This window comes from Rufibacter sp. XAAS-G3-1 (genome assembly GCF_013623775.1).
GTDB lineage: Bacteria > Bacteroidota > Bacteroidia > Cytophagales > Hymenobacteraceae > Nibribacter.
This window is the reverse complement of sequence record NZ_JABFAM010000004.1, coordinates 369,645-396,079: the sequence shown is the minus strand read 5'-3', so window position 1 is coordinate 396,079 and position 26,435 is coordinate 369,645. Positions and strand designations below refer to the sequence as shown.

Annotated in this window: 21 protein-coding genes and 2 tRNA genes; 15 read left to right on the top strand and 8 right to left on the bottom strand. The window is 50.8% G+C overall.

Features of this window, described 5'->3' with window-relative positions:
* The first annotated feature begins 56 nt into the window (after positions 1 to 56).
* From nuoL to HHO50_RS04125, 3 genes are read left to right on the top strand one after another with little or no spacing between them, the layout of a single operon-like run.
* The gene (gene nuoL / locus HHO50_RS04135; protein WP_181304728.1) at positions 57 to 2,012 is read left to right on the top strand and encodes an NADH-quinone oxidoreductase subunit L; all 1,956 of its coding nucleotides are present in this window, start codon (positions 57 to 59) and stop codon (positions 2,010 to 2,012) included.
* Between the two features lie 11 nt (positions 2,013 to 2,023).
* On the top strand, positions 2,024 to 3,472 hold the full coding sequence (locus tag HHO50_RS04130; protein WP_181304727.1) for a NuoM family protein: 1,449 nt from the start codon (positions 2,024 to 2,026) through the stop codon (positions 3,470 to 3,472).
* Between the two features lie 41 nt (positions 3,473 to 3,513).
* Positions 3,514 to 4,890, top strand: coding sequence for an NADH-quinone oxidoreductase subunit N (locus HHO50_RS04125; protein ID WP_181304726.1), 1,377 nt, complete (start codon positions 3,514 to 3,516; stop codon positions 4,888 to 4,890).
* A 381-nt stretch (positions 4,891 to 5,271) separates the two neighbouring features.
* Here the strand turns inward: HHO50_RS04125 and HHO50_RS04120 are convergent, their stop codons facing one another.
* The 4 genes from HHO50_RS04120 to aspS all read right to left on the bottom strand — a co-directional run bounded on the left by HHO50_RS04120 (position 5,272) and on the right by aspS (position 10,127).
* Complete coding sequence (locus HHO50_RS04120) at positions 5,272 to 5,988, bottom strand: LytTR family DNA-binding domain-containing protein (RefSeq protein WP_181304725.1); 717 nt, start codon at positions 5,986 to 5,988, stop codon at positions 5,272 to 5,274.
* Positions 5,969 to 7,027, bottom strand: coding sequence for a sensor histidine kinase (locus HHO50_RS04115; RefSeq protein ID WP_181304724.1), 1,059 nt, complete (start codon positions 7,025 to 7,027; stop codon positions 5,969 to 5,971). Before HHO50_RS04115 ends, HHO50_RS04120 begins: the two co-directional genes overlap by 20 nt.
* A 15-nt stretch (positions 7,028 to 7,042) precedes the next feature.
* A complete protein-coding gene (locus HHO50_RS04110; protein ID WP_181304723.1) occupies positions 7,043 to 7,906 on the bottom strand; it encodes an alpha/beta fold hydrolase in 864 nt (287 codons plus the stop codon).
* A 421-nt stretch (positions 7,907 to 8,327) separates the two neighbouring features.
* Positions 8,328 to 10,127, bottom strand: coding sequence for an aspartate--tRNA ligase (gene aspS / locus HHO50_RS04105; RefSeq protein ID WP_181304722.1), 1,800 nt, complete (start codon positions 10,125 to 10,127; stop codon positions 8,328 to 8,330).
* 210 nt (positions 10,128 to 10,337) lie between these two features.
* Here aspS and HHO50_RS04100 point away from each other — a divergent pair, with 210 nt between their 5' ends.
* From HHO50_RS04100 to HHO50_RS04070, 7 genes are all read left to right on the top strand, one after another.
* Positions 10,338 to 10,991, top strand: a complete 654-nt coding sequence (locus HHO50_RS04100; protein WP_255478585.1) for a carboxypeptidase-like regulatory domain-containing protein — start codon at positions 10,338 to 10,340, stop codon at positions 10,989 to 10,991.
* Complete coding sequence (locus HHO50_RS04095) at positions 10,948 to 11,331, top strand: hypothetical protein (RefSeq protein WP_181304718.1); 384 nt, start codon at positions 10,948 to 10,950, stop codon at positions 11,329 to 11,331. The genes HHO50_RS04100 and HHO50_RS04095 overlap by 44 nt, the downstream gene beginning before the upstream one ends.
* 895 nt (positions 11,332 to 12,226) lie before the next feature.
* The gene (locus tag HHO50_RS04090; RefSeq protein ID WP_181304716.1) at positions 12,227 to 12,883 is read left to right on the top strand and encodes a hypothetical protein; all 657 of its coding nucleotides are present in this window, start codon (positions 12,227 to 12,229) and stop codon (positions 12,881 to 12,883) included.
* Between the two features lie 157 nt (positions 12,884 to 13,040).
* Positions 13,041 to 13,529 carry a hypothetical protein gene (locus tag HHO50_RS21490; RefSeq protein ID WP_370457517.1) on the top strand — a complete coding sequence of 163 codons (489 nt, stop codon included), beginning with the start codon at positions 13,041 to 13,043 and terminating at the stop codon, positions 13,527 to 13,529.
* 52 nt (positions 13,530 to 13,581) lie between these two features.
* The gene (locus HHO50_RS04080; protein WP_181304715.1) at positions 13,582 to 13,866 is read left to right on the top strand and encodes a hypothetical protein; all 285 of its coding nucleotides are present in this window, start codon (positions 13,582 to 13,584) and stop codon (positions 13,864 to 13,866) included.
* A gap of 713 nt (positions 13,867 to 14,579) precedes the next feature.
* On the top strand, positions 14,580 to 15,188 hold the full coding sequence (locus HHO50_RS04075; protein ID WP_181304713.1) for a hypothetical protein: 609 nt from the start codon (positions 14,580 to 14,582) through the stop codon (positions 15,186 to 15,188).
* 110 nt (positions 15,189 to 15,298) lie between these two features.
* Positions 15,299 to 15,691 (top strand): hypothetical protein, encoded by a 393-nt coding sequence (locus HHO50_RS04070; protein ID WP_181304712.1) that lies wholly within the window; start codon positions 15,299 to 15,301, stop codon positions 15,689 to 15,691.
* 542 nt (positions 15,692 to 16,233) lie between these two features.
* On the opposite strand, the gene HHO50_RS04065 is transcribed toward HHO50_RS04070, so the two are convergent.
* A complete protein-coding gene (locus HHO50_RS04065) occupies positions 16,234 to 16,779 on the bottom strand; it encodes an RNA methyltransferase (protein ID WP_181304787.1) in 546 nt (181 codons plus the stop codon).
* A gap of 419 nt (positions 16,780 to 17,198) precedes the next feature.
* On the opposite strand from HHO50_RS04065, the gene mutS reads away from it, so the two are divergent.
* From mutS to HHO50_RS04045, 4 genes are all read left to right on the top strand, one after another.
* Positions 17,199 to 19,784, top strand: a complete 2,586-nt coding sequence (gene mutS / locus HHO50_RS04060; RefSeq protein WP_181304786.1) for a DNA mismatch repair protein MutS — start codon at positions 17,199 to 17,201, stop codon at positions 19,782 to 19,784.
* A gap of 42 nt (positions 19,785 to 19,826) precedes the next feature.
* Entirely contained in the window at positions 19,827 to 20,051 is a 225-nt protein-coding gene (locus HHO50_RS04055; RefSeq protein ID WP_181304711.1) for a hypothetical protein, read from the top strand.
* A 424-nt stretch (positions 20,052 to 20,475) separates the two neighbouring features.
* Positions 20,476 to 20,551, top strand: a tRNA-Gly gene (locus HHO50_RS04050).
* A 71-nt stretch (positions 20,552 to 20,622) separates the two neighbouring features.
* Positions 20,623 to 20,706: transfer RNA gene (locus HHO50_RS04045), tRNA-Leu, on the top strand.
* 71 nt (positions 20,707 to 20,777) lie between these two features.
* Here HHO50_RS04045 and HHO50_RS04040 read toward each other — a convergent pair.
* The 3 genes from HHO50_RS04040 to HHO50_RS04030 form a co-directional block, all read right to left on the bottom strand.
* On the bottom strand, positions 20,778 to 21,635 hold the full coding sequence (locus tag HHO50_RS04040) for a hypothetical protein (protein WP_181304710.1): 858 nt from the start codon (positions 21,633 to 21,635) through the stop codon (positions 20,778 to 20,780).
* A 572-nt stretch (positions 21,636 to 22,207) separates the two neighbouring features.
* On the bottom strand, positions 22,208 to 23,698 hold the full coding sequence (locus HHO50_RS04035) for a PAS domain-containing sensor histidine kinase (RefSeq protein ID WP_181304708.1): 1,491 nt from the start codon (positions 23,696 to 23,698) through the stop codon (positions 22,208 to 22,210).
* 246 nt (positions 23,699 to 23,944) lie between these two features.
* Positions 23,945 to 25,132, bottom strand: coding sequence for a PAS domain S-box protein (locus HHO50_RS04030; protein ID WP_181304707.1), 1,188 nt, complete (start codon positions 25,130 to 25,132; stop codon positions 23,945 to 23,947).
* Between the two features lie 495 nt (positions 25,133 to 25,627).
* On the opposite strand from HHO50_RS04030, the gene HHO50_RS04025 reads away from it, so the two are divergent.
* Positions 25,628 to 26,386 (top strand): sterol desaturase family protein, encoded by a 759-nt coding sequence (locus HHO50_RS04025; RefSeq protein ID WP_181304706.1) that lies wholly within the window; start codon positions 25,628 to 25,630, stop codon positions 26,384 to 26,386.
* Positions 26,387 to 26,435: the final 49 nt, after the last annotated feature.

Below are 26,435 nucleotides of genomic sequence, written 5' to 3'. Positions count from 1 at the left end.
GGGTTTCCTGCGCTACTGACTCTCTAAAGAATACCGTTCCATTTACGTTTTAACAAATGCAAGAATTTATTTTGCCGGCAAACAACGCTGAGATGACTTGGGTGTGTTTGCTGATTCCGCTCCTGCCGCTAATCGGGTTCCTGATTAACGGGTTGGGTAACCGGAAATTGCCGAAAGGCTTGGCGGGACTGATTGGCTGTTCCGCCGTGATAGGCTCGTTCCTGCTGTCACTGTACCTTTTCTTCGGGTTTGAAGGCTACGGCAACCGTCCGTACACCACCGATATCTTCAACTGGATTCATGTGGGTGCCCTCCGCATACCATTCTCGTTCCAGATTGACCAATTGTCACTGATTATGCTGCTGTTGGTAACGGGCGTGGGTTCAGTGATTCACATTTACTCGGCGGGCTACATGAGCCATGACGAGAACTTCGGTAAATTCTTCTCTTTCCTGAACCTGTTCGTGTTCTCCATGCTCCTGTTGGTGATGGGGTCTAACTACGTGATGATGTTCGTGGGTTGGGAAGGCGTGGGGCTTTGCTCGTACCTGCTCATCGGGTTCTGGAACAAGGTCACGCCGTACAACAACGCCGCTAAGAAAGCTTTCATCATCAACCGCATCGGGGACTTAGGCTTCCTTCTGGGGATTTTCCTGATTTTCCAGACCTACGGCAGCGTAGTGTATGGCGAGGTGTTCAACCAGGCTTCTCAATTGAGCGAAGTAAACGATGGTGTAGTAATTGCAATTACTTTGCTGCTGTTTGTAGGTGCCATGGGTAAATCAGCACAGCTGCCGCTCTACACGTGGTTACCAGACGCAATGGCGGGTCCAACTCCGGTTTCTGCCCTCATTCACGCCGCGACCATGGTGACGGCCGGTATTTACATGGTGATTCGTTCCAACGTGTTGTACACGCTGGCACCGCAAACTTTGGAAGTTGTCGCCATTATTGGTCTGGCTACGGCGTTGTTCGCGGCTACCATCGGTCTTTTCCAAAACGACATCAAAAAAGTATTGGCTTACTCTACCGTGAGCCAGTTGGGCTATATGTTCCTGGCGCTAGGCGTAATGGCGTATTCATCTTCGCTGTTCCATGTGTTGACGCACGCCTTCTTCAAAGCCCTTCTTTTCCTAGGTGCGGGTAGCGTGATTCATGCCATGAGCGGCGAGCAGGACTTGCGTAAAATGGGTGGTTTGAAAAAAGCCTTACCCATCACGTTTATCACCTTCTTAATTGGAACCTTGGCTATCTCTGGTATTCCGCCATTTGCTGGTTTCTTCTCTAAAGACGAATTGCTGGCGCACGTGTTTGTGCATAGCAAAGTGATGTGGGCGTTCGGTCTATTGACCTCGTTCATGACGGCTTTCTACATGTTCCGTCTGTTGTACCTGGCGTTCTACGGAAACTTCCGGGGCACCGAGGAGCAGCGTCATCACCTGCACGAGTCTCCGGCGGTGATGACCATCCCGTTGATTATCCTGGCCATCCTTTCCACCATTGGGGGATTTATGGGTTTACCGCCGGTTTTCAGCGAAAACCACTCATTGGGTAATTTCCTTTCTCCTATTTATGAGTTGGCCCGAAGAGCCGTGCCAAGTGCCTTCACAGAGAACCACTTGTCACATGAACTGGAATACACCTTGATGGCGGTATCGGTGGCAGTGGCCGTGGTTGCTATCATCATGGCGTACTTCATCTACGGCAAGAAACGCACTGTTCCCGCTGAGGAAGGCGCTGCTTTGTCGCCGCTGCACAAACTGGTGTACAACAAATACTACGTGGATGAACTCTACAACGGCTTGTTTGTGAAACCCGTGATGGGCCTGTCTACCGGGCTGTACCGCTTCGTGGAGAAAGGCATCATTGACCCAATTGTGAACGGGTTCGGGAAAGTCACGTTGGGCGGCGGTCGCTCGCTGCGCTATGTGCAAAGCGGAGCCACCGGTTCTTACCTGCTCCTGATGGTGCTGGGCATCACGTTAATCTTATTGCTGAACTTTATTTTCTGATACTGCCAAACATGTTAACCGCTTTAATAATCTTATGGCCCGCGTTGGCCGCACTGCTGGTACTGTTGGTAAAAGGAGACAGCGCCCGCAAAGTCGCTTTCGGGGCTGCCTTGGTGGAACTGGTACTGGGCGTATGGGCCTGGATTAACTTCGCCCCAAACGGAAGTACCCAATTCCTGCTCAATGAACCCTGGATTGCCAATGCTGGCATCATGTTCAAAGTTGGCATTGACGGCATCAGCTTACTCATGGTGTTGTTGACCGTGTTCCTGGTTCCGTTGATTATCCTGTCTACGGCTAAGCACACCTACGAGAAACCATCTTCTTTCTACGCGCTCATCCTGTTCATGCAAACTGGTTTGTTGGGGGTGTTCACCGCGCTGGATGCCTTTGTGTTTTACTTCTTCTGGGAAGTAGCGCTTATTCCCATCTATTTCATTGCTGGAATTTGGGGTGGTGAGAACCGGGTACGTGTTACGTTCAAGTTCTTTATCTACACTGTCTTCGGAAGTTTGTTCATGCTGGCTGCCTTTGTGTATCTGTATTTCCAGACGCCGGGTACGCACAGTTCTGAAGAAGTTGCCTTCTACCAATTAGTGCTGGATGCCGGTACCCAAAGCTGGTTGTTCTGGTTCCTGTTCATTGCCTTCGCGATTAAAATGCCCGTGTTCCCGTTCCATACCTGGCAGCCTGATACCTATACCACGGCTCCGGCCGCCGGGACTATGCTCTTATCGGGTATCATGCTGAAGATGGGTATTTACGGTGCCTTGCGTTGGTTACTGCCGGTGGTGCCCTTGGGCGTGAGCCAGTGGGCGAACGTGGCGCTGGTATTGGCCATCATCGGGATTATCTACGGCGCTATTATTGCCATCCGGCAGCAGGACATGAAACGCCTGGTGGCGTTCTCGTCTATTTCGCACGTAGGCTTGATTGCCGCCGGTTTGTTCACCTTAAACCACCACGGTTTACAGGGCGCCATGATTCAGATGCTGAGCCACGGCGTGAACGTGGTGGGCATGTTCTTCATCATTGACATTATCCAGAGCCGCACCGGTACCCGCGAAATTGCCGCTTTGGGCGGTATCACGCAGAACACGCCGTTCCTATCGGTGACCTTTCTGGTACTTCTGTTAGCAACCGTGGGTCTGCCGTTGACCAACGGATTTGTGGGCGAGTTCCTGCTCTTGATGGGTGTGTACCAGTACAATGCCTGGATGGGTGCCGTTGCCGGCTTAACCATCATTCTGGGAGCCGTGTACATGTTGCGGATGTTCCAGCGCGTGATGTTTGGCGAAAAGAACGAAATCACCCAAGGCTTCACCGATTTGACCTTTAACGAGAAAGCCGTATTGGTGCCGTTGGTGGTGATGGTGTTTTGGATTGGCTTGCACCCGAACACGTTCCTGAGCCTTTCTGAGCCCGCCGTTCTGAAACTACTGGACGTGATTAAACGCTAAACCCTGACGCTTTTTAAAAACCCAGGAGAAATTACCTGCTCATGATCTCAATCATTCTACTTTCCATATTCGGTATTGTGAACCTCTTCGTAGGGTTCATGAAATCTAAAAAGGTGCTTATGCCCGTGGTATTGCTGTTTTTGGCAATAGCGCTGGGGGCTACCTTGCTTGACTGGAATCAGCCGCAAAGCTATTTCAGCAACATGCTGGCCACCGACAACTTCTCCGTGGGCTTTACCGCGGTGATGGTGCTTTCTACCCTATTTATCCTGCCGTTTTCCCGCAGCTACGTAGTGGCCGAGAACTCCAACCTGGCCGAATACTACTCGCTGTTGTTGTTCGCGTTGGTGGGCGGGATCATGATGGTGACCTATGAAAACCTGTTGATTCTGTTTTTGGGCATCGAAATCATGTCCATCAGCATGTACATCATCGCCGGTTCTGACAAACGCAACATCCTGTCCAACGAAGCGTCCATGAAGTACTTCCTCATGGGCTCATTCTTTACCGGGATCATCTTGTTTGGGGTGGCTTTGCTATACGGCGCTACCGGAGCTTTCTACCTGACCGATATTGCCGCCGCCGCTGCCAACATAGATCCCGCCACGTCACCAATGTTATTGATGGGCTTACTGTTGGTGCTGATAGGTGTAACCTTTAAAATCGGTGCCGCGCCATTCCACTTCTGGACGCCAGACGTATACGAAGGAACTCCAACCGTTTTCACCAGCTACATGTCTACTGTAGTGAAAACGGCCGGTATAGCCGCTTTCTATAAGTTGATGTCGGCAGCTTTTGGCGGCGTGTATGAGCAATGGTTCCCAACCGTGGTAGCCATCACAGTCTTGACTTTGTTGATTGGAAACATCGGGGCTGTGGCGCAGACCAGCATGAAACGGATGCTGGCCTACTCCAGTATCTCGCACGCCGGTTACCTGATGATTGCCTTGACCGCCTTCAATGACCGCTCAGAGAATGCCCTTCTGTTCTATTCCCTGGCGTATGCCATCGCCACCATCGCGGCTTTTGGTGTCTTGAAGTACGTAGGCGATGCCCGGGGTACTGATGACTATTCTGCCTTCAATGGCTTGGGCAAAACCAATCCGCTGCTGGCCTTCGTGATGACCGTGGCCATGCTGTCCTTGGCGGGGATTCCGTTAACCGGCGGTTTCTTCGGGAAGCTGTTCCTGTTCTCGGCTGCCCTGGAGCAAGACATGGTCTGGCTGATTATCGTCGCCGTGCTGATGTCAGCGGTAGGTATCTACTATTACTTCCGGGTGATTATTGCCATGTACATGAGAGACGCCGAGGAAGCCCGCATTGCCGTTGACCCGTTAGCTACCTTCACCTTGATTTCTTTGGTGGTGCTGACTGTGCTGATGGGCGTAGTACCGGGTTTGTTCAGCAACCTGCTGTAAGACTTACGCAACTTGTCCATAAATGAGAAGAGGCACCCTAGGGTGCCTCTTCTCATTTATGGCGTTTCGGGGGTGTTTTGATGAAATCAGGCCTGAAACGCAACCTGGTAGCCAGGTAGGGTTCTCTCTTAAGGGGAGCGTTTACAAAGGAGGGCACAAGAAATGTAGGGGCGTATCGCATACGCCCTTTCGCATTCCCGATAAAGTTTTATCGGTTGGTTTGTGGTGGCAATACATAAAGCACAGGTCATTGCAAGGGCGTATGCAATACGCCCCTACCAGACCCAACCTCCGCTCACCTTAATAGACATTGATTCTACTATTAAAACCATACCCCGTTTCAAGCCTGATTCCATCAAAACAGCCCCGAAACGCAAAAACTTACAAACTCATCAATTCCTTGAACACCTGCGTCTGCCTGCGAGAAACTTCCACCTCCTCGCCGCCTCTCAGCTGAATCTTGATGCTGCCGCTGAACCAGGGGTTAATCTGCTCAATGAAGTTGACGTTGATGATCTGCTGTCGATTGGCCCGGAAGAAGACCTTGGGGTCTAGGCGGCTTTCCAGGTAATTCAGGGTCTTGAGGATGCACGGGCGCTCATTCTCGAAGTACAGAAACGCGTAGTTGCCGTTGGACTCCATCATGCGTACCTGTTTCAGGGACACAAACCAGCAACGTTCGCCGTCTTTCACAAACACGCGGTCTTCCTCGCTCAACTGGGAGGGAGGAGCGGCGGGTTTAAAGGCTTCCTGCTGGGCCATGGCTTTCTCCACGGCTTGGCGCAGCCGGGGTTCCTCAATGGGTTTCATGAGGTAGTCCAGCGCATTCCGCTCGAAGGCTTTGAGGGCGTATTGGTCGTAGGCGGTGGTGAAGATGACCTGCGGGGTGTACTCCAGCGCTTCCAGCAGTTCGAAGCCGCTTTTCTGGGGCAAGTGGATGTCCAGGAAAAGCAAATCGGGCCGGAGGCTTTCAATCAAGTCAATGCCTTCCTCGGCGTTTTCGGCTTCGCCGATGAGTTCCAGGTCCGGGAATTTAGCCAAGAGATGCTTCAGTTCCAGGCGGGCCAGCCGCGAATCTTCAACGATGCAGATTTTCATATTCTTTCCAGGGAAGGGTAAGCGTGGCGGTCACGCTGGTATCACTTGTTTGCGAAAGGGTGAAGGTGCCGGGTTGGTCCAGTGAATGGGCCACACGTTCCAGCAGCCGTTGCAGCCCAATGCCTTTAGAAACTGACGACGCGTCTAAAACACCGGTATTCTCTACCTGCACCTGCAAATAGCCGTTCTGCCGGTGAAGGGAAAGCTGAATCCTGCCGCCTTTGGCTTGCGTACCAATGCCGTGCTTGATGGCGTTTTCCACGAGCAATTGTATGCCCAGCGGAGGAATGGCGGCACTTCTGACCGCCTCTTCTACCTGGCAGGAGAACGTCAGCTTGTCTTCAAAGTGAATCTTCTCCAGCGCCACGTAATGGTCCAGGAAGTCCAGTTCCTCGGCTACGGGCACCAGATTATTGCGGTTGTAGCCAATCACGTAGCGCATCATCGCCGAAAGGCGCGTAATCATCTCCCGCGCCTTGTTCTGGTCCACCAGCACCAGTGACCGGATGTTGTTGAGGCTATTGAACAGAAAATGTGGGTTCAGCTGCGACCGGATGGCTTCCAATTCGGCCTCCTTCAAGGAAAGTTGCAGTTTCAGGGTTTCCACTTCCTTGGCCTTCCAGCGCTGGATGGCTTGGAACGCAAAGTAAATGGTGGACCAGAAGCTCAACATCACCAAACCGTTCGCCGAGTACATGACCAGATACCCGAAGCTGAATTCCCGCAAGGTGAACATGCCAATGCCCAGCATGAAAAGGCAAACCAGCAACTGACACGTGATAGACGCCACCGCGTTGTGGGCCAACACCAGCAAGGCCATTTTGCCCAAAGGAAGTTCCAACCAACGGTATTTGCGGTTCAGGTGGCGTTGCAGGTGGGTGCTTAAGAACAAAACGCCGGTTCCCACAAACTGCACGCTGTACATGCCGGTCTGTTTTTTGAAGAACAGGAAGCTCATCAGGAGCCCTACTAAAAGGTAGAAGGTCCAACCAATTGCTTGGCAGACCCAATACCATTTATACTGACGGGAAGTGGTCATGCGTGGCGTGTGCGATTATTTCTTCAGGAAAGCGTCCATCTGGGCCAGCATCCAGGCGGGCTCGTCATACATGATGAAGTGCTTGGCCGTGTCTGCCACTTTTATTTCAGCGGTAGGCAAGTTAGCGAATTGCATCTGAAAGGTGTTGGTGGTCATCTCTTTGGTCACGCCATAATCTTTGTAGCCGTACCAAGCCCCTAACACCAGCACCGGGCTCTTAATAGCCACAATTTCTTTGCGCAAATCTGAGGTGTACATTTCATAAATGGCCTGCCCCGTGGTGGCGTAGTCAGAGGTACGGCCCCAATCAATAATCTTCTTGATGTGCACCGAATCTTTGGCCATAGAGCCCATGTTGGCTTCCTGCTGCTTCTGCGCTACTGGGTTGGGCGTTGCCATCTGTTTCTTGATTTGGTCAGCCATGGGCTTGATGCTCTCTAGCGTAGCGGCAGGGTTTTGGGCTGCGCCGATGAACGGTAAGCCGTCTACCACCACCGTCTTCCCGAACAACTCCGGCGCTTTCACGTTCAGGGCCAACACCATATAGCCGCCCAGGCTATGCCCCACCAGCACGGGTTTCTTAAGCTTGTTTTCTTGCACATAGGCGATAATCTCGTCCCGCACGGAGTTCAGGAAATGCTCCGTCTTCACAGCAGGCTGCCCCGCAAAACCGGGCAACGTCAAGACATAGCAGGTGTAGTTTTTCTGGTAATGCGCCACCGTCTCGTCCCACACTTCGCCCGCCGAGTTCAAACCTGGAATCAAAATCATGGCGGGGCCTTTCCCCGATTTCATTACTTTGAACGACGGGGCTTTGGCCTGTACCTGAATGGCGAGGCACAAGAAGAATACGAGAATAGAGGTAATTTTTGCTTTCATGGCTTTGGTTGTTTTTTGTTACCGTGTTTGATTGAAACAAAGGTGCCACCTGAAAACCTGCAATAGAAGGGAAATATGATGAACGGTTGAAGGGAAGGGTGAATGGCAGAAAAGATTAGAAGTGCGTTTCAAGGCTGTTTTGTCAATAGCAGGCCAGAAACGAAAATGTAGCGTCGTTACCCTGTAACGACGTATCTCCATGAGAAACCTATGATGCACATCAGAACTGTTCTCAAAACAACATTGCTAAAGAAGGTTCTTAACGCCTTGAATTGTTATTGCTGCGTAGAGCCACGTCGTTACAGGATAACGACGCTATATTTCCGTTTTTAAGCTCGCTCTTACTAAATAGCCCTAAAACGAAAAAACCGGTGAGGCCTATAAGCCCTCACCGGTTTCATGCTATTTGAAAAGCTGATGATTACTTTTTCAACCGAACGTCAATCTGTAATTCATCCAGCTGCTTTTGGTCAATGGGCGAAGGCGCATCAATCATCACGTCACGGCCCGAGTTGTTTTTAGGGAAGGCGATGAAGTCCCGGATGGAATCGGCCCCGCCGAACAATGAGCACAAACGGTCAAACCCGAAGGCGATGCCACCATGTGGCGGCGCACCGTATTCAAAGGCATCCAGCAGGAACCCGAACTGCGCCTGCGCTTCTTCTTTGGTGAAGCCAAGCAAGTCAAACATGCGGGATTGCACGACACGGTCATGGATACGGATAGAGCCGCCACCTACTTCTACACCGTTAATGACCATGTCATAGGCATTGGCGCGCACGGCTCCGGGGTTGGTGTCAATCAAATCCATGTCCTCGGGCTTGGGCGAGGTGAACGGGTGGTGCATGGCGTGGTAACGGTTGCTTTCCTCGTCCCATTCCAATAGCGGGAAGTCCAGCACCCACAGGGTAGAGAACGTGTCTTTGTCGCGCAGGCCCAAACGGGTACCCATTTCCAGGCGCAGTTCACTCAAGGCCTTGCGGGTTTTATCTGCTCCGCCAGCCAACACTAACAGTAAGTCGCCGGGCTGGGCGTTGAAGGCCTGGGCCCATTGCTGTAAATCCTCCGGCGAGTAGAATTTGTCCACGCTAGATTTTACGCTGCCGTCTTCCTGCACGCGGGCGTACACCAAACCAGTGGCACCTACCTGCGGACGCTTCACAAAGTCAGTCAGCTCATCCAGTTGCTTTCGGGTAAAGTGGGCGCTACCGCTGGCGTTGATGCCCACCACCAGCTCAGCATCGTCAAATACTTTGAAGCCTTTGTTAGACACTAAATCCGTAGGCAAAGCTCCCTCTCCGTTGGAGAGGGCTGGGGTGAGGTTTTTCAGCTCCAAAAATTGCATTCCGAAACGGGTATCAGGCTTGTCTGAGCCATACAGGCGCATGGCATCGGCGTAAGTCATGCGCGGGAAGTCTGCCAGTTCTATTCCCTTTACGGTACGGAACAGGTGCTTCACCAGGCCTTCAAACGTGTTCAGGATGTCTTCCTGGGTCACGAAGGAAAGTTCGCAGTCAATCTGGGTGAACTCCGGCTGACGGTCGGCGCGCAGGTCTTCGTCTCTAAAGCATTTTACAATCTGGAAGTACTTGTCAAAACCCGACACCATCAACAGTTGCTTGAACGTCTGCGGAGACTGCGGCAGGGCGTAGAACTCGCCGGGGTTCATGCGGCTGGGCACCACGAAGTCACGGGCACCTTCGGGCGTGGATTTGATGAGCACCGGGGTTTCTACCTCAATAAAGCCTTGGCCGTCCAGGTACGAGCGGGTCTGCTGCGCCATGCGGTGGCGCAGTTCCAGGCTTTTGCGCACGGGAGAGCGGCGCAGATCCAGGTAACGGTACTTCATGCGCAGGTCATCGCCGCCGTCGGTTTCGTCTTCAATCAGGAAGGGCGGTAACTTGGCGGGGTTCAAGACCTCCAGCGCGGTTACTTTTATCTCAATGTCGCCGGTGGCGATTTTGTCATTTTTAGACTCGCGCTCAATCACGGTGCCGGTGGCTTTGATCACGAACTCGCGGCCCAGGGTACGGGCCAGCGTGAGCGCCTGCGGATCAGAAATGCCTTCCTCCAGGCTCAGCTGCGTGATGCCGTAGCGGTCGCGCAAGTCAACCCAAAGCATGCCGCCTTTGTCGCGTGATTTCTGTACCCAACCGGTCAGGGTCACTTCCTGACCAATATTCTCGAGGCGCAATTCGCCGCAGGTGTGTGAACGAAGCATGGTATCTGTTCTTTAAAAGGGAGCTGCAAAGGTACTAATTGTTCTGTGATCTGGCGAAACGCGTTTTCGGCCTGTTTTTTCTAAAACGGCTTGTAAACGAGTGGGGCTGTTTGCTGCAGTTGGTAGTGTTTGTTCCACCTGTACGGCTTTTGTGTTTTCGGCCTGCTTTTCTGAAAATAGCTGTAGAACGACTTCACTCTTCCTAACGCTATGTACGCCAAAACATTTACTTTTCTTCTAACCTGCTGGTTCGCTTGTTTGGCCAATTTGGGACACGCTCAGGCGCAGAGTAGATTTGAAATCAAGGGTACGGTCAAAGGCCCTAAAGGGGAAACCCTGGCGGCCGCTATACAGTTGGTGAAAGATTCCAGCCAGGTGCTGGTGAAAGTGGAAGTGTCTGATGCCCACGGTGCCTTCACGTTCAGCAACATCCCCGCTGGGAATTACAAGCTCATGGCGATGCATTATGACTATGCCTTGTACTCCTCGGGAGCCGTTCGGCTGCAAAGCAACACTGATTTGGGAGAGGTGGTGATGCCAAAACGGGCGGTGGCTTTGAAGGAGGTAAAGATTGAGGCGCAGAAACCGTTTGTGGAGCAGCATTTTGATAAGACGGTGCTCAACGTGGAGAACAGCATCTCGGCGGCGGGGAGCAATGTGCTCTGGAGGTGCTGGAGAAAGCCCGGGCTTAATGGTAGACCAAAACGACAACATCAGCATGCGGGGCCGCGCCGGAGTGATGGTGATGATCAATGGCAAGCGGGTGCCCATGTCAGGCACAGAATTGGCGACCATGCTGCGCAGCCTCAACGCCAACGAGGTGGCGAAGATAGATTTGATTACCAACCCTTGGGCCAAGTATGATGCGGCGGGCAATGCCGGAATCATTGATAGTAGGCTAAAGAAAGACACGCGGGTTGGTGCTAATGGCAGCATCACGTCTTCTTTGGGGCAGGGTGAATTGCCTAAAATCAACCAGGGCTTGCAACTGAACCACCGCAACAAGAACCTGAACGTGTTTGGCTCCTACAATTACGTGCACCGCAAAGACTTCAACCGGTTGAATATTTACCGCGAGTTTTTCTCCCCTAATGAAGCGCGAACGTACCAAGGGGCGTATGGCCAGCAGAACAGAATCAGGCACCAGATCAACAGCCACAACGCCTGGGTTGGGTTTGATTATAACCTTACGCCTAAAATCTAGCAGGTTCCGGAGTGGAACTCTAGCTGTTCGGGAGTTCTACTCCCGAACCTGCCTGCTGCGGAGTTCCACTCCGCCGTGAACCACGGGCAGCTTGCTTCCGGAGTGGAACTCCGAAAGAGCGGTCTGATTCTTTAGGATTCTCAGAATATAATTAGCCGCTCATTTTTCCCTGTAAGATTAGCCAAGGAGAGGGGAATATGCCTTTGCTGGGGAATAAAGGTAATGCAACTAGTAACCGTTACAGCCCCTTCCATGGCGCGGATTTACTACATTCCCCAGTTCCAGTCTTCCCCGAGCGCGCCTTGCTTTTGGCCCTGGATAGACAGCTACTAAGAGGAACAGACCTGCCAGGCCGAAAGGGCAGTGCGCGCGGGGAAGACAGGGCTCCGCGGCCATGAGCGCATACCGCCAAAGATGAAACAGCAAAGTATTTGCACCCACGCAACAAACAGCCAAACCTAGGGAACAGCATAAGGCATGCACCTGCCAATCCCTCTCCAAAGAACCCATTTCCAGACAGAAGCCAAAGCACAGTAAAGTTACCTACAGCCCTGAGACGCCTCCGTTTCAGGGCTGTTTTCTTGAAAGAAGGCTGTTTTCGGCTTACGCTGGAAGTAAGGGCGCAGTGGCCTTTGATAGAAGTTCAGCCCTATTCAATTGCATCTTAATAAGAACAGCATTGGATACTACTCTGGCAGTAAAATTTAGTTTTAGCCGAAAGAAGGAAGTTGTTATATTCTTTTAAGAAGTGTTTTGGGTACCCGTGGATAGTTGGTAACTAGCATAAGTTAAGTGAAAGATGATAAGGTGGGGTGAGCCACAGGTGAACTTAGCTTGTCAGAGTAAAAAGGTGAAATAAAGTTAATTAAAGCAATAGCATTAAAACTTATTAGAGATGTTTACTTCTGTTTGGAAAGCGTTGGTATCAGGAAAGTCTAAAAGCAGACTGGATGTGGGAGGTCAAACAAAAAAGGACTATTTTGACAGGGTGAATTATGTGCGTACCGTGGCAAGTATGCGGAATGTGCTCACTGCGCCTAAGCAGCTTCAAGCAAACACGCGGCAGGAGGTTACCTTCAGAGGCTTGGCTTTCGGGGCGACCATCCGGCAGGCGAAGCGGCTGTTGGGCAGACCTGAGTTCCGCGTGCACCAAGAGCTGGATGTGGTGGGGCATGAGGTGCTTTTCTACTTCTCTTACGTGGGGTCTGCTAAAATGACGCAGTGCCTTCACTTTCTGCACGGTAAATTCATCATGGGGCAAACCATTGTGAAAACCCCTAAGCCAGCCAGAGGGCAGGCCATCGTAAAATCAGTTCTTTCCAAGTACAACCTGTTGCCCGAAACCGGGAATGTCTCTCTTGAGGATTCCTTCCCTATTTGTGACGGGGCAAACCACCGGATTGAAATGCACCATGTTTTTGACTTGACCCTTACGTACATCACCGGCGACCCAGAGGTGCTTCCTATGATTGCCAAAGTACAGCCAGTTGAAATACCTAAAGGATCTTACCTGAGACGTGCTTTCCAAGAGCAAGTGCTTAGGCACGTGTAGCCTGGTTCGCCTACCAGATTTTGTTGAAAGCCGATGCCCTGCCTTCCCTGAAGGCAGGGCATCGGCTTTTTGGGTGTCACCAGGGGCAGGGGCGGAGTAGGCGGGTTGTTTAGGGGGTGTTTTCAGAAAAACAGGCCCAAAACAGACCCTAAAAGAAATGCGCACCTTCGCCACGCTACAGGAGGCAGACAGCGGCAGCATCAGGTTAGGTGATCTGGAGGGGTTCTGGGAAAAAGACGAGATGCGGAAAGTGCTAGGGTGTCTGCCGCAGGAATTCGGGGTGTACCCCAAGGTGAGCGCCGAGGAACTGCTGGATTATTTTGCGGTGCTCAAAGGCGTCCACAACAGCAAAGAGCGGAAAGAGACAGTGGCCTCCCTGCTCCAGCAAACCAATCTGTACGAGGTGCGCAAAAAGAACCTGGGCGGCTACTCCGGCGGCACGAAGCAGCAGTACATCCATTACCGCAAAGGCTCGGTGGCGATGTACGCCTTGGCAGATTACATTGGGGAAGACAAGCTGAACGCCGCCCTGAAGGAATACGTGCAGAAAGTGGCTTTCCAGCAGGCACCGTACACCAACTCAGTAGAGTGTATGAGGCTGCATCCGCAAAGCCACGCCAGATTTCCTGCAGTACCTGGTAGATGACATGTTCTAGAACATCACCCTTTATGAGAACAAGGCCACCCAGGCCTGGGCGGTGCAGCAGAAGGATGGCTCGTACAAAGTCACGTTCACCGTAGACGCCAAGAAATTCCGTGCCGATAGCCTGGGCAATGAGACGCTGGATCCTTTGAATGACTTTGTAGACGTGGCGGTGCTCACCCGCAAGAAGATTGACGGCAACTGGCAAGACGTGCCGCTGTACCTGCAGAAACAGCGCATAAAGGCCGGTCAGAACAAGTTGGAGGTCACGGTAAAGGTAAAAACCCCAGAAAGCGGGAGTTGGCCCCTACATCAAACTCATAGACCGAAACCCGGCTGACAACATGAAGGAGGTGACGGTAAAGTCATAGGCAGAAAGCATCTTCAAAAACAAAGGCCCGGCTACTACAGCCGGGCCTTTTTGCGTCTGGCGGGTTCTGCCAGAAATTACCGTGCTTTTAGCAAATGACGCTGTTTAGAGCGTGTTTTTATGAAAACAGCCCTAAAACCAGGTTTCTCAATAAGTTTCAGGATTACTCCTGCTTACAGGAAAAAGAGGAGTATGGTTGAAGTGATTTCAATAAGCTCTAAAACAGGCTGTTTATAAGGAAGTTGTAAGTGAATATTGGTATTGTGTTATGCAGGCTCACGCCTTGGGAAGTAATCCTGAGATAAAATATACTTGGAAAATACTAATTTTTCAGGAGGTTATCCTGTGGAGGTAAGTAGTATGTAACTATATGAATGTATTTTTGAACTGATAGCGCTGAGTTTCTGAAAAAATCATGGTGAGTTAACAAATAGTTGAAAAATTTTTGTAGGTAGAAAGTTGCATTTACAGCGTGTAAAGGCATGTTTTGAAGAAAAATTTATTATTTCATGCATTTTTTTATATCAAGTCTTGTTTTCGTTCTGAATGTTTCTCTATATTTGTCACATTCCTTTAAGCAATTGACATTTTCTGCTAGATGAAGCTGCTGGTCGTTTAAAGGGAATCAATCTGGTACAATCACTTTGTTTTAACCCGAAAGGAGAAGAATGCAACGCTTAAAGATGATAAGCATATTGGTTTTGATGGTAGCTTCTTGGCAAGCTTCCGCATTTACCTTAACTACTCCTTTCAATGCAGGCTCTAAAAACAAAATAAAGGAGCGCTCGCAGCAGATCAACCGACAGCCTGCCAATGCCCAGGCCTATGCCGAGCGCGCCGCAGCCAGAATGGAGACAAGTGATGTCTACGGAGCAATCAAAGATTATTCAAAGGCTTTGCATCTAGCAACTGACAAGAGGGCAGATTTGCTTACCAGCCGGGGAAAGGCGTTTCTGGAGATAGGGGCTTTCAAAGAAGCTTTACAGGATTTTGAGGCCGCCCTTCTGGAAAATGCCTCCTTAGAAGGCTTGTATGGAAGATCGGTGGCCAAGTACCATTTAGATGATATGTTCGGGGCCATTCGTGATCTGGATGCCGTGATTGCGGTTGCGCCGGAGCATTCCAAAGCCTTGTATAACCGGGCCGTGGTAAAGCTGGAGCTAAACAAGGTGCAGGAGAGTATCTCAGATCTGACCCGGTTTCTTGCCTATCACCCCAATCACCCCGAGGCGGAATATGCCTTACGGGTGGCAACAAACCAATTGGAGAAACGATTCGCGAGTCGCTACTAACAGACCCAACAGAAATAAAGCTTTTACACTATTAAACATTCCAGGTGCCCGTAAAAAGGTGCTGCCACTTTATCTAAACCCAAAAAACTAATTTTTAAACTTTTACACCCATGAAAAACTTTACCCTCACCCTTTGCTTTGTATTCGCGTTAGTAATGAACGTGGTTGCCCAGAATGGCCCGGCTAACCCGGCGTTGGAAAAAACCACCCATTCAGTTACCCGCCTCATGATGCAATCCATTGGCTTAAACGAGAGCGAATACATTCAGGTGAAAGCCTTGAACCATGCCCGGTTAACGAAAGCCGCCGAAGTTGCCAAAATGTACAGCAACGACGCTGCCGCCCGTGATGCCCGTCTGCAGGAAATAGATACTAATTTTGAGAATGACTTATTCAAAGTATTGAACAGCCGCCAGGTAGAGGCCTATGCCGAATTCAAAACCAAGCCAGAAGGAAACTTCCTGTCCATGGTACAGGAAGTAACCAAGACCAGCAAAAAATAAGCGGCCACCCATAAAGAAAAGAGGCCTGCCCAGTTCGGGCAGGCCTCTTTTCTTTATGAAAAGGTGCAAAACCGATTGCTCTCCCAATCATTTGTTCATTTATGCGCTTTTACATCTGCTGAAAGCAGGCTTTTTTCGAGGGAATCCCCTCTTGGGAGCCAATCTGGGAGGAAAATTTTAAAAGTTGCTGTTGGGGATTGGAAATCCCCAACAGCGGAACGGGAACTCCCTTCTTTTGCCTCAGATCGCCCTTTCGGAGTTCCACTCCGGAAGCAAGCTGCCGGGAAGTTCCACTCCCTCTCTCTTGCCCGTGGTTCCCGGCGGAGTGGAGCTCCGCAGCAGATAGGTTCGGGAGTTCTACTCCCGAACCGTAAGGAAAGAATCTTTCCCTACAAGCTCAGCTTGGGAGGGGGGTGATACGCATTCCTTAAGATAAGTAAGGAGGCAGAATTAATTTGACTTACTTTCCTATTTGTCCGCCTACTTACTTCGTCTAAAGCGCAGGAACCAGGTGATGTTGGTATCCAGTCTTTTCACGAAAGTTAAGGCAAAGAAGGGCCAGCCAGTGTTTTACTCAGAAAATCCCAGGCCACCACGCCCACCGTCACCGAGATATTCAGGGAGTGTTTGGTTCCAAACTGCGGAATCTCCAGCACGCCATGGGCGGCGGCAATCACCTCTTCCTCCACGCCCAACACCTCGTTCCCGAACACAAACGCATACTTGGCCTCGGCCGCGGGCCGAAAGTCTGCTAAAGAAGTGCTGCCCTCGGCCTGCTCCACGGCCCATACCTGGTACCCGTTCCGCTTCAGGCCTTCCACGGCCTCCAACGTGGACGCCACGTGCGCCCACTCCACTGATTCAGTAGCGCCCAGCGCGGTTTTGTGGATTTCTTTGTTGGGTGGCGTGCCCGTAATCCCGCACAGGTAAATCTTCTCCGCGGCAAAGGCATCGGCGGTTCTAAACGCCGAGCCCACATTATGCAGGCTGCGCACGTTGTCCAGCACCAACACCAACGGATTTTTTTGCTTATTTTTGAAATCCTCCACCGAATCGCGTTGGAGGTCTTCCATGCTTAGTTTACGCATCACAGAAGTAATAAGAGGTTGGGTAGAAATAACTATCTCTTTCTTTGTCATCTTAGAAAGATCTTGGTAGCGAACGGCAATAGCGTTTATTTATAGCTTTTCCAGTTCGCCCACAAGATCCTTTCAGGATGACAAAATAGATAGTTTAATCTGCCGGGTTACTTACATCGGCCACCGGCCGACATGTGCTCAAAGGTAAAGACATTGCAGGAATAGACGTGTTTTTGGTCTGTTTTTCAGGAATTAGGCCTAAAACGGCGGGAGAGCAAAGAGAAGGAGAGGCTGTTTTAAGGCTTTTTTTAAGAAATCGGCCCTGAAACGGGCTGCGTTCAAGAGGAACTTGGGGCAGTACATCAGCATATTAAAAATTAGCACATTACGCTTTGGCCAAATCAGCAGAATTCAGCGCTACGCCGCTGATGAAACAATACAACGCCATTAAGGCGAAACACCCCGGGGCGCTGTTGCTGTTCAGGGTAGGGGACTTTTACGAGACCTTCGGCGAAGACGCCATCAAGGCCAGTAAGATTCTGGGCATCATGCTCACCAAGCGCGGCAACGGCTCGGCGTCTGAGACGGCGCTGGCGGGCTTTCCGTACCATTCGCTGGACACGTACCTGCCCAAGCTGGTGCGGGCCGGCGAGCGCGTGGCCATCTGCGACCAACTGGAAGACCCCAAGACGGTGAAAGGCATTGTGAAGCGCGGCGTGACCGAGTTGGTGACGCCCGGCATTTCGTTCAACGACCAGGTGCTGGAGCAAAAACGAAACAACTACCTGGCCTCACTGCATTTCGGCAAAAGCCAGATGGGAATTGCCCTGTTGGACGCTTCCACCGGCGAGTTCCTGCTGGCCCAGGGCGATGCCGGCTACGCGGCCAAACTCCTCCAGAATTTCGGCCCGGCCGAGGTGCTTTTCTGCAAAGGCCAGAAAGAGAACTTCTTCCAGACCTTTGGGGCAGATTTTTGCCATTATGCGCTGGATGAATGGGTGTATAACTATGATTTTGCGGTAGAGGCGCTCACCAAGCAGTTCAACACCAAAACGCTGAAAGGCTTTGGGGTGGAGGCGTTGACCGAGGGCATCACCGCCGCCGGGGCCATCCTGCACTACCTGGCAGAGACCCAGCACCATGACCTGCGCCACATCACGGCCCTGGGCCGGTTGGAGGAAGACAAATACGTGTGGCTGGACCGCTTCACCGTGCGCAACCTGGAACTGATTTATCCGCAGCACCCCGAGGGCGTTCCCCTGATTGATGTGCTGGATTCTACCATTACGCCCATGGGCGGGCGCTTGCTGCGCAAGTGGCTGGTGCTGCCCCTGAAGGATGCCGCCCAGATTAAGCGCCGCTTAGATACCGTGGAGGCGTTGCAGGCCCGCCCAGATCTGTTGCAGGATATTCAACACTATTTAAAGCAGATAAGTGACCTGGAGCGTTTGATTTCCAAGGTGGCCGTACGCCGGGTAAACCCTCGGGAATTATTGCAATTGGCGCGGGCCTTGGAAGCTACGGTGCCTATTAAAGAGTTGCTGGCGGTCAGCGGCGTGCCCACGTTGCAGAAACTGGCCGACCAATTGTTGCCGTGTGCGTCCATCAGAGATGAAATTCAGCGCACGCTCAAGCCCGATGCGCCCATGCTCACCAACCAAGGCAACATGGTGCAGACCGGCATTGACGCCGAACTGGATGAACTGCGCGCCATTGCGTTCTCGGGCAAAGATTACCTGCTACAGATTCAGCAGCGCGAAGTGCAGAATACCGGCATCTCTTCGCTCAAAATCGCCTTCAACAAAGTGTTTGGGTATTATCTGGAGGTGACGCACGCCCACAAAGACAAAGTGCCCAGCACCTGGATGCGGAAACAGACGCTGGTGAACGCCGAGCGCTACATCACCGAGGAACTGAAAACCTACGAGGAAAAAATCCTGCACGCCGAAGACCGCCTGTACGTGATTGAGCAGCGCATCTTCAACGAACTGGTCTTGAGCACCGCCGAGTTTGTGCCGCAGATACAGCAGAACGCCAAAGCCTTGGGTATGCTGGACTGCCTCGCCAATTTCGCGCACCTGGCCACCCAGAACAGCTACGTGAAGCCCGAGGTCAACGAAAGCACCGTCCTCAGCATCATCCAAGGCAGGCACCCGGTGATTGAGAAGCAGCTGCCGCTGGGGGAGCGTTACGTGCCCAATGACATTCGGCTGGACAATGAGGATCAGCAGGTCATCATCATCACGGGGCCCAACATGGCCGGTAAAAGCGCCTTGCTCCGGCAAACTGCCCTCATCGTGCTCATGGCGCAGATTGGCTCCTTTGTGCCCGCCGAGGCGGCGCAAATTGGCGTCATTGACAAGATTTTCACCCGCGTGGGGGCTTCAGACAACCTGAGCCGCGGCGAGAGTACGTTTATGGTGGAAATGACTGAGACGGCTAGTATTCTGAATAATCTGTCAGACCGCAGTTTAGTTTTGATGGACGAGATTGGGCGCGGTACCAGTACGTATGACGGTATTTCCATTGCCTGGGCCATTGTGGAGCACCTGCACAACGCTCCCAAAGGCCGGGCCAAAACGCTTTTCGCCACCCATTATCATGAGCTGAACCAGTTGACCGAGGATTTCCCGCGGGTGCGCAACTTCAACGTGAGCGTAAAGGAAAGCAACGGCAAGATTCTGTTCATGCGCAAACTGGTGGAAGGCGGCAGTGCCCACAGTTTCGGGATACAGGTGGCCCAAATGGCCGGCATGCCCAACAGCATTGTGATTAGGGCGAACGAGATCATGCACCACCTGGAGCAGGAGAAAATCAGCCATCCGCACCAAGACCCACAGGAAACCCTGAAAAGCCTGCCCAAACAGCCCTACCAGCTCAGCATGTTTGAACTTAACGACCCGCAACTGGTGCGCATCAAAGAAATGTTTGAGAAACTGGACATCAACACCATTACGCCGGTAGAGGCCCTCCTAAAACTGAATGAGCTGAAGATGCTGGTAGACAAAAAATAGTTCTGAGTCTATAGTTCTGAGTCCTGAGGTAGCTCAGATCTTATGCAAGCCGTATTTGGGCTGTTTTTCATAAAACAGCCCAAATACGGCTTTTTTGTGGCCCCTTACTTTGTCGGCCAGCCGTTCTGCCTAAGAGCTTGTTTAAATTTCAGGTTTGCCGGCGAAAATGGCCAGAGAAAGGTTCTGCGGAAGCGTTTTTTGAGCCGCGTAGCAGCGCTACAGTGCGATAAAAAGGCGAACGCAGGTTCTTTTTATGGCTGTTTGTAGCGCAAAAATGAAATTTAAACAAGCTCTAAGAACTACCGACTTCCAGTGTGTGGCTGTTGGTGTGCTTTGCGGCAGGATAGCCGTACGCTTTGCTAAACGGAGCCAAAGCTTCGCCTTTAGATGGCCGGTAAGAATTAAGTATAGCGCTAGACCAGTGGTTTTCGGGCTTATTTCAGAAAAGAGGCCAGAAACGCAGCCGCTTTCCTGTAGAAGAATGACCTGGGTACGGGGAGACACCGCCCGTTTAGGAGTTGTTTTCAGAAAAGCAGGCCCTAAACAGTGGCTGTGGGAAGGCTGGTGAAAAATTTCTGGCTGATTTTCAGAGAGATTACCCTGAAGGGCTGATTTTTTTAGGGCCGATGCTTGACAAAAAGATTTTTGTGCTTACCTTTGTATCACTAATTCAAACAGCGGATTAGTAAACGCGAAAGTAGCTCAGTTGGTAGAGCGCGACCTTGCCAAGGTCGAGGTCGCGGGTTCGAACCCCGTCTTTCGCTCCAAGATAAAAGACGTTACCCCGGTAACGTCTTTTCTTTATCTGCCTATTTCGTTTCTACCCAGAGACGAGGTTGCCGGGATGGTGGAACTGGTAGACACGCAAGACTTAAAATCTTGTTTCCATTAGGAAGTGCGGGTTCGATTCCCGCTCCTGGTACTAAAAGCCGCTCATACTCTTGTATGTGCGGCTTTTTTGTTTTCAAGGCAGCGTGTAGCCCCAGCAACACACTATCTCTTATAAAAATACAGCTGCACCGCAGAGGCTAAGCCTTTCTCGCTTAACGTGAAGTACCCAGAATCGGCGGCGGCAAAGGTGACAGATTCTCCTTGGGGTTCTATGGTGTAGGGCAGAGTCGTAAAATCTTTTAATAAGTATTCTTCCAGAGATTCATTGGCTTTTTGCGCGTAGCGGTACAGCGCGCCGTAGGTCTTGATGATGGCTTCCTTTCCGTTGGGGGAGAGGGCGGCGCTTACCACGTAGGGGTGGGGCAGGTTCCCCACCAGTTTTGCCGTGGTCAGGGAGGTGGAGGCGTACGGATACGTTAGTTTGTAGAGACGGGAGAGGGTATCTGTTTTGGTGAAGATCAGGATGTCCTTGGTCTTGGGATCCACCAGAAAGGCCTCCGCGTCATGGAAGCCGTCGGGGTATTGGTATCTGATCACCGAGACGTTTCTGATGGTTTCTGTAGCGGCAGACGGTTCTTTGAAATGGTAGATAAAGTACTCCCGGGCGGTTTTACTGTTATCCCCAATGTCTGCGAGGTATAATCGGTCACCGGAAAGGGCCATGTCTTCCCAGTCCCTGTTTTCGGCTCCTTTTATGGAAATCTTCTTTAAAACGGCTCCGGTATGCGCCAGCAGATAGAGTTGGGCCGGATTCCCGCTGTCTTCCTGCACCCAAAGATGGCCCGGAACGGTTTTGCTGTCCGCAATGCCAGATGCTTCCTGAATCATGGGCGTGACCAGGGTTTTAGTAGGGGCAACCTGCTGGGTTGGAACCACGTTTGCCTCCTCCTCAGATTTCTGGCAGCCCGCCAGCCCCAGCAGGAAAGAAAAGAAAATGTCAAGCCAAAGGTATGTTCTCATCTGAAAGTCTTCATAGAAACGAGTAAAGAATGCCTGTTTACAGATTCTTTTGCCAGTTATGGGTGCAACAACTTTATAGAAGAACGGCAAGAACACTGCGCTTGTCGCTTCTAAGTAGCAGCACAAATTAAACTATCTCTTTTGTTTTCCTGAAAGGATCTTGTGGGCGAACTGGAAAAGCGGTAAATAAACGCCATTGCCGTTTGCCACCTAGATCCTTTCAGGAAAAAAAGGAGAAGAGATAGTTATTTCCGTCCAATCACTTACATGGTGTCCTTACCCAGTTCTATACGAGAAATATAATTGAGATGCTTCAGAAGTCAATGAGCTCCAAGTAAAAGATATGGCTGGCGGCGGGTTCTAATCTTAAACCCATCAACAAAGCCATGGCTGGGGAAATGAACAGGAGCGTAAGACGAATGCTCCAGATATCTGCCGCTACCAAGAACTGACCAAATTACTTCACGCAGATTGTAGACCAATATAAGCGGTGTTTTTAGGGCCTTTTCAGAAAAATAGGCCGAAAACGACCCGGAGTGTTCGTTAGGGGGCTGCTTTTACAGAAGCGGTTTTTAGGTGTAGGCCTCGTCAAACTCAATGGAGAACTCGGTTCCCTGGTTGATCTCGCTTTGCACCTGGATTTTACCGCCCAATGCTTCTACCTGCGTTTTTACCATAAACAAGCCCATGCCTTTGCCATCGGTATGGAAATGGAACCGTTTGTACAGACCGAAGATCTTGTGCTGGTGGGTTTTCAGGTCTATGCCCAAGCCGTTGTCGCGGAAGGTGATGATCTTCTTCCCGCCTTTTTTACAAGACCAAATCTCAATGGTGGGAACCTGGTGGGCCTGGCGGTACTTGATGCTGTTGGAGATAAGATTGGCGAAAATGCTGTGCAGGTAACTTTTGATGGTATAGAGACTGTCAACATCAGAGAAATTGGTGCTGATGGAGACGTTTTCTTTGGCCATTAGGCCCGAGGTCATGGTTTTTATATCTTCTACCAACTGGTTCAGGTTTACCTGTTCCTTTCGCTCGTTCACTTCCCGCCGTATCTGTAAGACGTTGTTCAGGTCATTGATCACCGCGTCCAGTTTATGGGCCGAAATCTGCAAACCTTCCATGGATTTAAAAAACGTTGGGTTTTCGGGGCCCAGGGTACGCATGAGGTTAGACAGGCCAATGATATTGGCGACGGGAGCTCTGAGGTTGTGCGAGACTATGTAGGCAAACTGCTCCAGGTCCTTGTTCCGTTGCAGCAAATCTGCCGTGATGCGCTCTTTTTCCAGTTGGGCAAGTCTTTCATTGGTCACATCCTGTACAATTCCCAATAGTTTGTCTGGCTGGCCCGGCAGGGAAGGCTCCCTGGTGAATTCATTGAAGAGGTACCGCACATCTCCATTTTTGTGAATGATTCGGCAATGATATTGGCACGATTTCTCGGTAGATCTAATGGTGCTCCTCACGGTTTCCTCCACCATGGCTACATCTTCTGGGTGCACAAATTGCAAGTACGAGGTAAATGTTGGCTGAGTCTCAGCGGGGGTGGTGCCTAAGATCCTGTATATCTCGTCTGACCAGATATTTTCCTCGGCATCAAAAGAGTATTCCCAGCTGCCCATATGAGACAGTGCCTGGGCTTCTTTAAGCTGGGCCTCGCTTTTTTCAAGTTCTTCAAAAGCCTGCCGCAAGGCCACTTCGTTGGCTTTCTGGGAGGTGATGTCCCACCTGATGGACATGTACTGGTACGGAATGCCCGTTTCGTCAAGAATAGGGACAATGGTGGCTTCTGTCCAGTAGTAGGTGCCGCTTTTGCTTTTGTTTTTGATTTCGCCCTTCCAGGTGTTTCCGCCGGAAAGCTTTTGCCGCAACTCTTCTAGTAATTCATCTGAAATGTACTCAGAAGTAGTGAGCCCATAGACACTGCCTATCAGTTCTTCTCTGCTGTACCCAGATATGGCGCAGGCGTAATCATTCGCATAAATGATCACGCCGTTTTCGTTGCCTATGGTTACTATAGCAGATTGATCCAGCGCATACTTGTAGTCGGCTGTTTCCTTCATTCTCTTCGCCACATTTTTCTCTAAGGAGATATTGAGATTCTTTATAAGCTCATCTGCTTCTTTCTTCTGCGTGATATCTGTAAACGCAGTGACCAGGCATTCCCGCCCATCCAGGTTTACTAAATTGGAGTTGATGGAGATATAGCAGATTTCGCCGCTTTTGGTTCTTGTCTCTACCTCCAGAGCCCTAACTGTACCGTTGTTGCGGAGATATCTGAGAACAGCAGGCCTATCGCCCTCTTGGGTCTATAGTTGCAGTTTAGTGCTGGTTCTGCCAATGATTTCTTCCTTCTCGTACCCAAAGAACTTGGTGAAGTTGTCGTTCACATCCAGGTAAATGCCTGTCTCCGCCTCTGAGATAGATTTCATGATGGGGCTTTTGTAGAAGATGGTAGAGAAAAGGGTTTCGCTTTCCTTCTGCTTTTTCTCAGCGGCCTTCCGGTCAGTAATGTCTTCAAAAGCTACGACAAGGCACTCTCTGTTACCTAGCACTACCTTCTCAATGTTGTAAAGAACGTCTTTTACTTCATTTTTGGCTTTTACCTGCGTCTCAAACCTCTGTACTTTTTGGTCTTGGCCCAATTGCAAGATCATCGCTGCCCTGGCAGAGGTGTCCAGAAAAATACCGGCGCTTTCTGCCGTGGTACCTATCACCTGCTCACGGGTATGGCCAAAGAACGCCAGTGCTCTTTCATTGGTGTCCATGATCCTGCCTGTTTCCGCATCTACCAGCGAAAGCATGACCGGACTTTTATAGAACAGGCCTGAGTAAAGCTGCTCCTTCTCCCTCAGGATTGTGGCGGCTTTGTTTTTATTGGTCAGGGTTCTGCTGATAAACCAGTAAGTGGTCATGAAAAAGAAGAACATAAACGCCGAGAAGGCCGCAAATGCGGAGAACGTGCGCTCCGTTTTGACAGTAGCTTCGGTATCGGCGAAATGGAGCCTGCTTCTCTCTTTTTTCTCCACGGCGTGCACCAGAATCTCAATGGCGCTTAGCTGGTTCCTCAACTGGTCTTTAGGGGGCGCGCTGGAAGAAGTGGCCGAAGGCGTACTCACCTGCGAAACCAATTGGCTTGCCACTTGCACAAAGGCTTCCGTCTGGGCGGCTATAGCACTAATCTGGCTTTGCCCCACGCTATCGGTTACACCCGCGCTTTGCAGTTCCCGCAGGCGCAGCGGGTACTGAGAGAAAGCCTCCTGATACTTTAGCAGGGCCGCCTGCTGGCGGGTAGCCCTAAACGAAGTGGCTCCTTCTTCTATGTCCTGCAAGTTCTGGAAGAGAACTTCCACTGATTTAAGTACCCGGAAAGAGACTTTTTCCTGTCGGTCAATCGCTTCGTTTTCCTTCAGGTTGAAATAAGCGACCACCGAGAAGAACAGGAGGCTGAGAAAAGCAACCAGAAAAACGCCAAACAGGCTACGTTGAATGTGCATGCGTTGAAAAGAAAGGTCTTAGCTGATATAATGTTGTTTGATTCTGTTTTGGAGAAGTTTTGGCAAAAAAGCATTCAAAACTCCAGCAGGGATGTTTAAATTGATTAGCGGAGATTCACTTATGATGCTGTAAGGTATAGGTTAGCGCTTGTTTGAATTTGAGGTTTGCCGGCGAAAATGGTCAGAGAAAGGTTCTGCGGAAGCGTTTTTTGAGCCGCGTAGCAGCGCTACGGGGCGACTCAACCGCGAACGCAGGTTCTTTTTATGGCCGTTTGTAGCGCAAAGATGAAATTTAAACAAGCTCTTAGCAGCAGCGGCGATAAATGCGGTATGTAAGTTATTTGTATAAGAATCTGATGAATGAATAAGAAGAGTTCTTGCGTTCTAAGTAGGGTATGTATCTGATATTCAGTAAACTTATCAATAGTATTTAGATGTTTCGCTATTGGCGTCAATTTATTCTGGTTTATTCCTTGATTAACTCAATCTTTTAAAATGAAAGTGCAATTTTGGCTGTTATATGCAGTTTTGGCGGCCCGGTACCTGTTTCTTGCCGGGGTGCCGTTTCTGGTATTTTATATTTTTCTGCCCCGCAAATTTGCCAGGAGAAAGATACAGGCCCTGTTTCCCAAACGGAGAGACTACGTGCGCGAAGTAGGTCATTCGTTTTTCACTTTTCTGGTGTTCGCTTTGTACGGGGTGGTTTTATCTTCTGCGTTGGTCTTGCCGCACACCCAGATTTACACCAACTTCTCTGACCACGGCTGGGGCTATTTTGTGGCAAGTGTGTTGTTGGCGTTGATCATCCATGATACGTATTTCTACTGGACGCACCGGCTCATGCACCACCCACGGCTGTTTAAGCTGTTCCATCTAACGCACCATAAATCGGTGAACCCATCGCCGTGGGCGGCTTTCTCGTTCAGCCCCTTAGAGGCCGTGGTAGAAGGCGGAATCATCTTTGTGGTGGCGCTGCTCATTCCCATTCATCCCTTGGCCATTGTGCTGTTCCTGTTTTTCATGACGGTGTACAACGTGTATGGGCACTTGGGCTACGAGATTTACCCGCAGTGGCTGGTAGAAAGCAAGGTAGGCAAGTGGCTGAACACCTCTACCAACCACAACATGCACCACAAATTCTTCAAAGGAAACTACGGGCTCTACTTCCGGTTCTGGGACGAATGGTTGGGCACCACGCACGTAAAATACCAAGAGACGCTCTCTAAACTGGTAGGCGCAGAAAAGCGCAAATGAAATCAAAAAGCCTCGCCGGATAAACCGGCGAGGCTTTTTGCTGCCCTTT

What these genes read in the sequence shown, in the direction of transcription:
- HHO50_RS04070 (WP_181304712.1), top strand. Translation starts at nt 15,299, where the DNA reads ATGAAAAACTTTACCCTCACCCTTTGCTTTGTATTCGCGTTAGTAATG.
- aspS (WP_181304722.1), bottom strand. Translation starts at nt 10,127, where the DNA reads ATGCTTCGTTCACACACCTGCGGCGAATTGCGCCTCGAGAATATTGGT.
- nuoL (WP_181304728.1), top strand. Translation starts at nt 57, where the DNA reads ATGCAAGAATTTATTTTGCCGGCAAACAACGCTGAGATGACTTGGGTG.
- HHO50_RS04055 (WP_181304711.1), top strand. Translation starts at nt 19,827, where the DNA reads ATGCAAGCCGTATTTGGGCTGTTTTTCATAAAACAGCCCAAATACGGC.
- HHO50_RS04115 (WP_181304724.1), bottom strand. Translation starts at nt 7,027, where the DNA reads ATGACCACTTCCCGTCAGTATAAATGGTATTGGGTCTGCCAAGCAATT.
- HHO50_RS04120 (WP_181304725.1), bottom strand. Translation starts at nt 5,988, where the DNA reads ATGAAAATCTGCATCGTTGAAGATTCGCGGCTGGCCCGCCTGGAACTG.
- mutS (WP_181304786.1), top strand. Translation starts at nt 17,199, where the DNA reads ATGAAACAATACAACGCCATTAAGGCGAAACACCCCGGGGCGCTGTTG.
- HHO50_RS04090 (WP_181304716.1), top strand. Translation starts at nt 12,227, where the DNA reads ATGTTTACTTCTGTTTGGAAAGCGTTGGTATCAGGAAAGTCTAAAAGC.
- HHO50_RS04065 (WP_181304787.1), bottom strand. Translation starts at nt 16,779, where the DNA reads ATGCGTAAACTAAGCATGGAAGACCTCCAACGCGATTCGGTGGAGGAT.
- HHO50_RS04040 (WP_181304710.1), bottom strand. Translation starts at nt 21,635, where the DNA reads ATGAGAACATACCTTTGGCTTGACATTTTCTTTTCTTTCCTGCTGGGG.
- HHO50_RS21490 (WP_370457517.1), top strand. Translation starts at nt 13,041, where the DNA reads ATGCGCACCTTCGCCACGCTACAGGAGGCAGACAGCGGCAGCATCAGG.
- HHO50_RS04125 (WP_181304726.1), top strand. Translation starts at nt 3,514, where the DNA reads ATGATCTCAATCATTCTACTTTCCATATTCGGTATTGTGAACCTCTTC.
- HHO50_RS04075 (WP_181304713.1), top strand. Translation starts at nt 14,580, where the DNA reads ATGATAAGCATATTGGTTTTGATGGTAGCTTCTTGGCAAGCTTCCGCA.
- HHO50_RS04130 (WP_181304727.1), top strand. Translation starts at nt 2,024, where the DNA reads ATGTTAACCGCTTTAATAATCTTATGGCCCGCGTTGGCCGCACTGCTG.
- HHO50_RS04110 (WP_181304723.1), bottom strand. Translation starts at nt 7,906, where the DNA reads ATGAAAGCAAAAATTACCTCTATTCTCGTATTCTTCTTGTGCCTCGCC.
- HHO50_RS04030 (WP_181304707.1), bottom strand. Translation starts at nt 25,132, where the DNA reads ATGCACATTCAACGTAGCCTGTTTGGCGTTTTTCTGGTTGCTTTTCTC.
- HHO50_RS04035 (WP_181304708.1), bottom strand. Translation starts at nt 23,698, where the DNA reads ATGAAGGAAACAGCCGACTACAAGTATGCGCTGGATCAATCTGCTATA.
- HHO50_RS04025 (WP_181304706.1), top strand. Translation starts at nt 25,628, where the DNA reads ATGAAAGTGCAATTTTGGCTGTTATATGCAGTTTTGGCGGCCCGGTAC.
- HHO50_RS04100 (WP_255478585.1), top strand. Translation starts at nt 10,338, where the DNA reads ATGTACGCCAAAACATTTACTTTTCTTCTAACCTGCTGGTTCGCTTGT.